This window comes from Pseudomonas protegens, from assembly GCF_003732485.1.
GTDB lineage: Bacteria > Pseudomonadota > Gammaproteobacteria > Pseudomonadales > Pseudomonadaceae > Aquipseudomonas > Aquipseudomonas protegens_B.
In genome coordinates this window covers 87,725-95,029 of the sequence record NZ_MOAK01000028.1, presented here as the reverse complement: position 1 = coordinate 95,029, position 7,305 = coordinate 87,725, and the positions used below count along the sequence as shown (strand labels likewise).

Below are 7,305 nucleotides of genomic sequence, written 5' to 3'. Positions count from 1 at the left end.
AAGCAGATGGCTATCAGTCAAGCGGCCCACAAGCCGAAGTAAATCAACAACAGGCCGCGTCCGTCGGACGTGGCCACACAGAACACACGCCGTTTTCAACGGTTTTTTGAGGGGTCAGGGTATGAATAAGTCGTCGTCTGCACAGGGTTCCGAAGATCCGATCCTGCAATGGGTCACCTTCAAGCTGGATAACGAGTCCTACGGCATCAACGTGATGCGCGTGCAGGAAGTCCTGCGCTACACCGAGATCGCTCCGGTACCGGGTGCTCCAAGCTACGTGCTGGGGATCATCAACCTGCGGGGCAATGTGGTCACCGTGATCGACACCCGTCAGCGTTTCGGCCTGGTGCCTACCGAAGTCAACGACAACACCCGGATCGTCATCATCGAAGCCGATAAGCAAGTAGTCGGGATCATGGTCGACAGCGTGGCGGAAGTGGTTTACCTGCGTCAGTCGGAAGTCGAGACCGCGCCCAATGTCGGTAACGAAGAGTCGGCCAAGTTCATCCAGGGCGTGTGCAACAAGAACGGCGAGCTGCTGATTCTGGTTGAGCTGGACAAGATGATGAGCGAAGAGGAATGGTCGGAACTGGAGAGTATCTGATTGATCCTCGAGGTAGCGGTGATTGTCCTGGCGATCCTTTGGGTCGCCACTGTGGCGCTATTCCTGTCGTACACCCGCAATCAGCGGCAGATCGCCGCGCAACAGGCCGAAGGCGATGCCGTGCGCGACCAGCGGATCAAGGAACTGGCCAAGCGCGTTGACCATTACCAGAGCGGTACGGTGCGCATGGGCGAGGATCTGCACGAACTGCGGGCGGTGGTGGGTCCCTTGCCGGACAAACTGGCCCAGCTGGAGCAGCGTGACCCCTCCAGCCTGTCCTTCGCCCAGGCCGCGCGCCTGGTGGGCATGGGCGCCAGTGTCGACGAGCTGACCCAGTCCTGCGGCCTGACCCAGGCCGAGGCGGAGCTGGTCAGCAAGCTGCACAAAGGCTAGTCACAAACCGCGGGCTTCCCCCCTGGAAGCTTGCGGTTTAGCGCTTGCTGCGGTTTCTCTTCAATAGTCGTCACCGAGTTCGGTGATGTCCTTCTCCAGTTCCACCTGATGCGGATCATGCCCGGCCGGAAACTTGCCCTTGAGGTTCCAGGCGAAGGCGATGATTTCGGCGATGGTCCGGTACAGCTCCGGTGGAATGCTCTCGCCCAGCTCCAGGCGCGCCAACAGCTTCACCAGCTCGGCATTCTCATAGATCGGCACTTCATAGTCCCGAGCGATCTTCAGGATGGCTTCGGCCAGATCATCGTCGCCCTTGGCGGTCAGGGTCGGGGCTTGCTGACCATCGTACTTGAGGGCAATGGCCTGGCGCGGAGGAGGTGTGTGCTTCATGCGGTTTCGTCGACCCAGCGTTGTTCCAATCGGGTTTGCGGGCCCTGGGGCGGGATGCCCAGGTGGCAGTCCAGGTCGCCGACATCCAGCCCTGAAGCCAGCAGGCGTTCGCGCAGGCTGCCCAGGTGGCTTTCGATCAGGCTCGCGGTGTAGGGGCGTTCGGCCCATAGCTGGCTGGACAGCCGGCCCTGAATCAGTTGTGCCTGGACCTGCAAGGGGCCCAGGGGCTCCAGGTCGAAGGCCAGGTCGAGCCGCCACAAAGGCTGTTTGGTTTCTCGCTCTTCACGTTTTTGTTGTGGCTCCGGCTCCGGCGCTTCTTCACGCTGCATTTTGACCTGCAAGGGCACGATGTCCTGCAGGTTGCGCATGGGAATTTCCAACTGCCAGGTGGTCAGTTGCCGGCCATCGTCGGTCTGGCCGCTCTGTTCCAGGCTCGCCAGTTGATGGCTTTGCAGGCGCGATATCGCGGCGGCGGCCAGGCGCAGCAAGTGCTCCAGATCGCCTTCACCCTCCAGGCTTTGCAGCAGCCGTGCCGGCAGCGGGAAGCCGCTGGGCGGCGTCTTGGCGCTGACCTGGCCGAGGGTGCCCAGGGCACTGCGCACGAAGCTCGGTAACGACTGCGCCAGGGTATTGGCGGCAATGATCGCGTTGAAGCTGCTGGAGGCGGGCAGGGCCGGGGTCAACTGCGCGATCAGGCGCAGCAGGTCGCCCTTCATGTCCGGAGCCTGCCCCGGGTTGGCTCCGGCCAGCAGCTTGGCTTCCAGGAACAGGCCGCTGCCCAGCAGGGCCTGGGCCACGCCCCGGGGGCTGCTCAATTGCTGCGGGTCCGGCAGGCCGGCCAGCAGTCGCTCCACGGCGGCCCGCAGGTCGGCTGAAACAGTGGGCAGTGGGCTGTCGGCTGGCAGGTTCTGCAGGACGTTGATCAGTCCGCTGAGGGAGCCTTGGCGGCTTTGCTGGCTAGACAGCTGAGCGGCGATGGCCAGTTGTTCCTGGCGGTTGCTCAGGGGGACGAAATTCAAGGTTTGCGAGTCTGAGACCAGGGCGCTGAGCAGGCTGCCGATACGCAGCGGCTGCGGGCTGTCGATGCTCAGGGTAGCGCCACTTTGCGCGGTGTTGAGCAGGCTCACCAGGGAACGGTAGATCGCCGGCTGATTGCTGCCCTGAGGCAGGAGCTGGGTGGTCAGCACCTTGCCCTGGAGCAGGGTGCCGGCGGGCAGTTGGGTGGTATCCAGGCGAGTCAGGGCGGCAACGTTGGACGCGATGGCCTGCTGCACGGTGATCGCCAGATTGCCCGCAGACGGCTGGGTGACCGCCAGGCTGGTGCCCTGGGGCAGCGGTTGGCTGCTGGTGGCCTGCACAGTGGCTTGCCGGCCGTTGTCCAGGGTGACCTTGAGCAGCAGCTGGAAGGTCTGGTCGGCCTGCTTGAGCGACAGTACTTCGGCCTTGGCGCTCTGGCCTGCGGCAATCAGGCCCTCGATGGGTTGCACCAGCTTGAGCAGTTCGCCGCTGATCACCTGCGGGCGCGAGGTGCCGGGAGCGGGCGCCTGGGGCAGCGGGAGGATGTTCATTTCGCCTGTCATTCGGACACAACCTGTGGAAATTAGCCCTCTTGAGAGTAGGGCTTCGCATGTATAATGCCGCCCGTCTTTGGGGGAGTGGTGAAAACATTGCAAATGTTTGACGCAGCTCTCTAGAACAGGCCGCCAATGCATTTATCCTGCATCTCTTTAACGGCCGCTCCACTGCCGACTTGAACCCGTAAAGGCCCGCTATCCCTTGACCAGCCCTCTTCTCGAAGCCGTAGCACTCGCCTGTGAGCGCGACTGGCGGATGCTGTTTGAACACCTCGAGTTGCGTCTGACGGGCGGAGACATGGTGCAGATCAGTGGCCCCAACGGCAGTGGCAAGACCAGCCTGCTGCGTCTGCTGGCCGGCCTGATGCAACCCACCAGTGGTCAGGTACTGCTCAATGGCCAGCCCTTGCATGCCCAGCGTGTCGAACTGGCGCGCAATCTGTTGTGGATCGGCCATGCCGCCGGAATCAAGGATGTCCTGACCCCCGAGGAGAATCTCAACTGGCTCTGTGCTCTGCACCAGTCGGCCACGCGCGACGCCATCTGGCAGGCCCTGGCTGCCGTCGGCCTGCGCGGCTTCGAGGACGTCCCCTGTCACACCCTGTCCGCCGGCCAGCAGCGCCGTGTGGCCCTGGCCCGGCTGTATCTGGACGGCCCGCCGCTGTGGATCCTTGACGAACCCTTCACCGCCCTGGACAAACAGGGGGTGGCCCAGCTCGAGGAGCACCTGGCCCATCATTGTGAACGTGGCGGCATGGTGGTCCTGACCACTCACCACACTCTGACCCGCATGCCGGCGGGCTACCGCGATGTGGATCTGGGGCGGTGGGCGGCATGAGCGTCTTTGCCCAATTGCTGGCCCGTGAAGCGCGCTTGCTGTTCCGCCGCCCGGCGGAGCTGGCCAACCCCCTGGTGTTTTTCGCCATTGTCGTTGCGCTGTTCCCATTGGCCGTGGGACCTGAGACAAATCTGTTGCAAACCTTGTCTCCGGGGTTGGTCTGGGTAGCGGCCTTATTGTCCGTCCTGCTCTCGCTGGACGGGCTTTTTCGCAGTGATTTCGAGGACGGATCCCTTGAGCAGTGGGTCCTTTCGTCGCACCCCCTGCCTCTTCTGGTTTTGGCCAAGGTACTGGCACACTGGGCCTTTTCCGGCCTGGCACTGGTATTGCTTGCACCCTTGCTGGCCTTGATGCTCGGTTTGCCTACCGCCTGCCTGCCAGTGTTGCTGCTGTCATTGCTGCTGGGCACTCCGGTGCTGAGCCTGCTTGGTGCAGTGGGCGCAGCACTGACGGTGGGGTTGAAGCGTGGTGGCTTGCTGCTGGCGTTGCTGATCCTGCCTTTGTACATCCCGGTACTGATTCTCGGCAGTGGCGCCCTGCAGGCGGCACTGCAGGGCATGCCGGCGACAGGTTATCTGCTGTGGCTTGGGAGCCTGACCGCCCTGGCAGTGACCCTTACACCCTTTGCAATAGCTGCTGGCCTGAAGATTAGCGTCGGCGAATAATGAGGTCTGGTTGTTTTTCAACCAGTAAAGACCCTGGCTGTTCGTGAAAGCGAAGAGCAACCGTGATGGAAGCAATGAATGAACTGGACTTGGTTTCATAAGCTCGGCTCGCCTAAATGGTTTTACGGCATCAGCGGCAAGTTGCTGCCCTGGCTGAGCGTCGCCGCCGTGTTGCTGATCGGTATCGGCGTGGTCTGGGGCCTGGCCTTTGCGCCACCGGATTACCAGCAAGGCAACAGCTTTCGCATCATCTATATCCATGTGCCGATGGCGATGCTGGCCCAGTCCTGCTACGTAATGCTGGCGGTGTGCGGTGTGGTCGGGCTGGTGTGGAAAATGAAGCTGGCCGATGTCGCCCTGCAATGCGCGGCGCCTATCGGGCACTCGATCACTTTCCTGGCCCTGGTAACCGGGGCGATCTGGGGCAAGCCGACCTGGGGTTCCTGGTGGGTCTGGGATGCGCGACTAACGTCCATGCTGATCCTGCTGTTTCTGTATGCAGGTCTGATTGCGCTCAATGCCGCCATCAGCAATCGTGACAGCGCCGCCAAGGCCTGCGCGGTGCTGGCGATCGTCGGCGTGGTGAATATCCCGATCATCAAATACTCGGTGGAGTGGTGGAATACCCTGCACCAGGGGGCGACCTTCACTCTCACCGAAAAGCCCGCCATGCCGGTGGAAATGTGGCTGCCGCTGCTGCTGACGTCCTTGGGTTTCTATTGCTTCTTTGGCGTGTTGCTGTTGCTGCGCATGCGCCTTGAGGTGCTCAAGCGCGAAGCCCGGACCAGCTGGGTCAAGGCCGAAGTCCAACGCAGTCTGGAGGCCGCACAATGAGTTTTGCATCCTTCAGCGATTTTCTCGCCATGGGCCATCACGGCCTCTATGTCTGGTCGGCCTATGGCATTTGCCTGGTCGTCCTGGCTCGTGAGCTGGTGGCGCCGATCCTGGCCCGCAAGCGTTATCTGCAACAAGAGGCGCGTCGTCTGCGCCGGGAGAACGGTAAGTGAATCCGCTGCGTAAAAAGCGTCTTTTGATCATCCTGGCGATTCTGGTCGGCGTCGGCATCGCCGTCGGCCTGGCCCTTAGTGCGCTGAAGGAAAACATCAACCTGTTCTACACCCCGACCCAGATCGCCAACGGTGAAGCGCCACTGGATACGCGGATTCGCGCTGGCGGCATGGTCCAGGCCGGCTCCCTGCAGCGTTCCGCCGATTCCCTGGACGTGAAATTCGTGGTCACCGACTTCAACAAATCCGTGACCATCACCTACCGCGGCATCCTTCCGGACCTGTTCCGTGAAGGGCAGGGTATCGTCGCCCTGGGCAAGCTCAACGCCGATGGCGTAGTGGTGGCCGATGAAGTGCTGGCCAAGCACGACGAGAAATACATGCCGCCGGAAGTCACCAAGGCCCTGAAAGACAGCGGCCAGTCGGCACCGACACCAGCGAAAGAGGGTTAAGCCATGAGTTCCGCACTGTTCGTTCCCGAACTCGGTCACCTGGCGATGATCCTCGCCCTGTGCTTTGCCCTGGTCCAGGCCGTGGTGCCATTGCTGGGCGCCTGGCGCGGCGACCGCCTGTGGATGAGCCTGGCCCAGCCGGCCGCCTGGGGCCAGTTCGCGTTCCTGGTGTTCGCCTTCGGGTGCCTGACCTACGCCTTCATGAGCGACGACTTCTCGGTGGCCTATGTGGCCAGCAACTCCAACAGCGCCTTGCCCTGGTACTACAAGTTCAGCGCGGTGTGGGGCGCCCACGAAGGCTCGCTGCTGCTCTGGGCGCTGATCCTCGGGGGCTGGACCTTCGCCGTGTCGGTGTTCTCGCGCCAGTTGCCGCAAGTGATGCTGGCCCGTGTGCTGGCGGTGATGGGCATGATCAGCACCGGCTTCCTGCTGTTCCTGATCATGACCTCCAACCCGTTTTCGCGGATCCTGCCCCAGGTGCCGGCGGACGGTCGTGACCTCAACCCGCTGTTGCAGGACATCGGCCTGATCGTCCACCCGCCCATGCTCTACATGGGCTATGTCGGTTTCTCGGTAGCCTTCGCCTTTGCCATCGCCGCGCTGCTCGGCGGTCGCCTGGACGCTGCCTGGGCGCGCTGGTCGCGGCCCTGGACCATCGTCGCCTGGGCCTTCCTCGGCATCGGCATCACCCTGGGCTCCTGGTGGGCCTACTACGAGTTGGGCTGGGGTGGCTGGTGGTTCTGGGACCCGGTGGAGAACGCGTCTTTCATGCCCTGGCTGGTGGGCACGGCGCTGATCCACTCTCTGGCGGTCACCGAAAAGCGTGGGGTATTCAAGAGCTGGACCGTGCTGCTGGCCATTGCCGCCTTCTCCCTGAGCCTGCTGGGGACCTTCCTGGTGCGTTCCGGGGTCCTGACCTCGGTGCACGCCTTCGCCTCGGACCCCGAGCGCGGCGTGTTCATCCTGATCTTCCTGCTGTTCGTGGTGGGCGGCTCGCTGACCCTGTTCGCCCTGCGCGCACCAGTGGTCAAGAGCCAGGTGGGCTTCAACCTGTGGTCCCGGGAAACCCTGCTATTGGGCAACAACCTGGTGCTGGTGGTGGCAGCCTCGATGATCCTGCTGGGCACCCTGTATCCACTGGTGCTGGACGCCCTGACCGGGGCCAAGCTGTCGGTGGGCCCACCGTACTTCAATTCACTGTTCATTCCGCTGATGGCGTTGCTGATGGTGGTGATGGCGGTGGGCGTGCTGGTGCGCTGGAAAGATACTCCGGTGAAGTGGCTGCTGGGCATGCTCGGTCCGGTGCTGCTGGGCAGCGTGGCCCTGGCCGTGGTGGCCGGCATTGCCTACGGCGACTTCAACTGGGCGGTGCTGGCGACCTT

General features: G+C 62.8%; 10 protein-coding genes. 8 read left to right on the top strand and 2 right to left on the bottom strand.

The window, feature by feature from the left end:
- Window positions 1-121 precede the first annotated feature (121 nt).
- Window positions 122-604: a chemotaxis protein CheW gene (locus BLX41_RS33480; protein WP_011060011.1), complete on the top strand. Its 483-nt coding sequence runs from the start codon at window positions 122-124 to the stop codon at window positions 602-604.
- Window positions 605-997 carry a DUF2802 domain-containing protein gene (locus tag BLX41_RS04105; protein ID WP_123723879.1) on the top strand — a complete coding sequence of 131 codons (393 nt, stop codon included), beginning with the start codon at window positions 605-607 and terminating at the stop codon, window positions 995-997.
- Between the two features lie 60 nt (window positions 998-1,057).
- Here the strand turns inward: BLX41_RS04105 and BLX41_RS04100 are convergent, their stop codons facing one another.
- Both BLX41_RS04100 and fliK read right to left on the bottom strand, forming a co-directional pair.
- Window positions 1,058-1,387: an EscU/YscU/HrcU family type III secretion system export apparatus switch protein gene (locus tag BLX41_RS04100; protein WP_123723878.1), complete on the bottom strand. Its 330-nt coding sequence runs from the start codon at window positions 1,385-1,387 to the stop codon at window positions 1,058-1,060.
- Window positions 1,384-2,967: a flagellar hook-length control protein FliK gene (gene fliK, locus BLX41_RS04095; protein WP_123723877.1), complete on the bottom strand. Its 1,584-nt coding sequence runs from the start codon at window positions 2,965-2,967 to the stop codon at window positions 1,384-1,386. The genes BLX41_RS04100 and fliK overlap by 4 nt, the downstream gene beginning before the upstream one ends.
- 196 nt (window positions 2,968-3,163) lie before the next feature.
- Here fliK and ccmA point away from each other — a divergent pair, with 196 nt between their 5' ends.
- From ccmA to BLX41_RS04065, 6 genes are all read left to right on the top strand, one after another.
- Complete coding sequence (gene ccmA, locus BLX41_RS04090) at window positions 3,164-3,799, top strand: cytochrome c biogenesis heme-transporting ATPase CcmA (protein WP_123723876.1); 636 nt, start codon at window positions 3,164-3,166, stop codon at window positions 3,797-3,799.
- Window positions 3,796-4,464 (top strand): heme exporter protein CcmB, encoded by a 669-nt coding sequence (gene ccmB, locus BLX41_RS04085; RefSeq protein WP_060841898.1) that lies wholly within the window; start codon window positions 3,796-3,798, stop codon window positions 4,462-4,464. Before ccmA ends, ccmB begins: the two co-directional genes overlap by 4 nt.
- Before the next feature lie 78 nt (window positions 4,465-4,542).
- On the top strand, window positions 4,543-5,298 hold the full coding sequence (locus BLX41_RS04080; RefSeq protein ID WP_123723875.1) for a heme ABC transporter permease: 756 nt from the start codon (window positions 4,543-4,545) through the stop codon (window positions 5,296-5,298).
- Complete coding sequence (gene ccmD, locus BLX41_RS04075; RefSeq protein WP_011060018.1) at window positions 5,295-5,471, top strand: heme exporter protein CcmD; 177 nt, start codon at window positions 5,295-5,297, stop codon at window positions 5,469-5,471. Before BLX41_RS04080 ends, ccmD begins: the two co-directional genes overlap by 4 nt.
- Window positions 5,468-5,923 (top strand): cytochrome c maturation protein CcmE, encoded by a 456-nt coding sequence (ccmE, locus tag BLX41_RS04070; protein WP_011060019.1) that lies wholly within the window; start codon window positions 5,468-5,470, stop codon window positions 5,921-5,923. The genes ccmD and ccmE overlap by 4 nt, the downstream gene beginning before the upstream one ends.
- Before the next feature lie 3 nt (window positions 5,924-5,926).
- A partial coding sequence (locus BLX41_RS04065) for a heme lyase CcmF/NrfE family subunit (RefSeq protein ID WP_259744392.1) occupies window positions 5,927-7,305 on the top strand: 1,379 nt, incomplete at its 3' end.

Coding starts and splice junctions, on each gene's coding strand:
- BLX41_RS33480 (WP_011060011.1), top strand. CDS start 122: ATGAATAAGTCGTCGTCTGCACAGGGTTCCGAAGATCCGATCCTGCAA.
- BLX41_RS04100 (WP_123723878.1), bottom strand. CDS start 1,387: ATGAAGCACACACCTCCTCCGCGCCAGGCCATTGCCCTCAAGTACGAT.
- fliK (WP_123723877.1), bottom strand. CDS start 2,967: ATGACAGGCGAAATGAACATCCTCCCGCTGCCCCAGGCGCCCGCTCCC.
- ccmB (WP_060841898.1), top strand. CDS start 3,796: ATGAGCGTCTTTGCCCAATTGCTGGCCCGTGAAGCGCGCTTGCTGTTC.
- BLX41_RS04080 (WP_123723875.1), top strand. CDS start 4,543: ATGAACTGGACTTGGTTTCATAAGCTCGGCTCGCCTAAATGGTTTTAC.
- ccmD (WP_011060018.1), top strand. CDS start 5,295: ATGAGTTTTGCATCCTTCAGCGATTTTCTCGCCATGGGCCATCACGGC.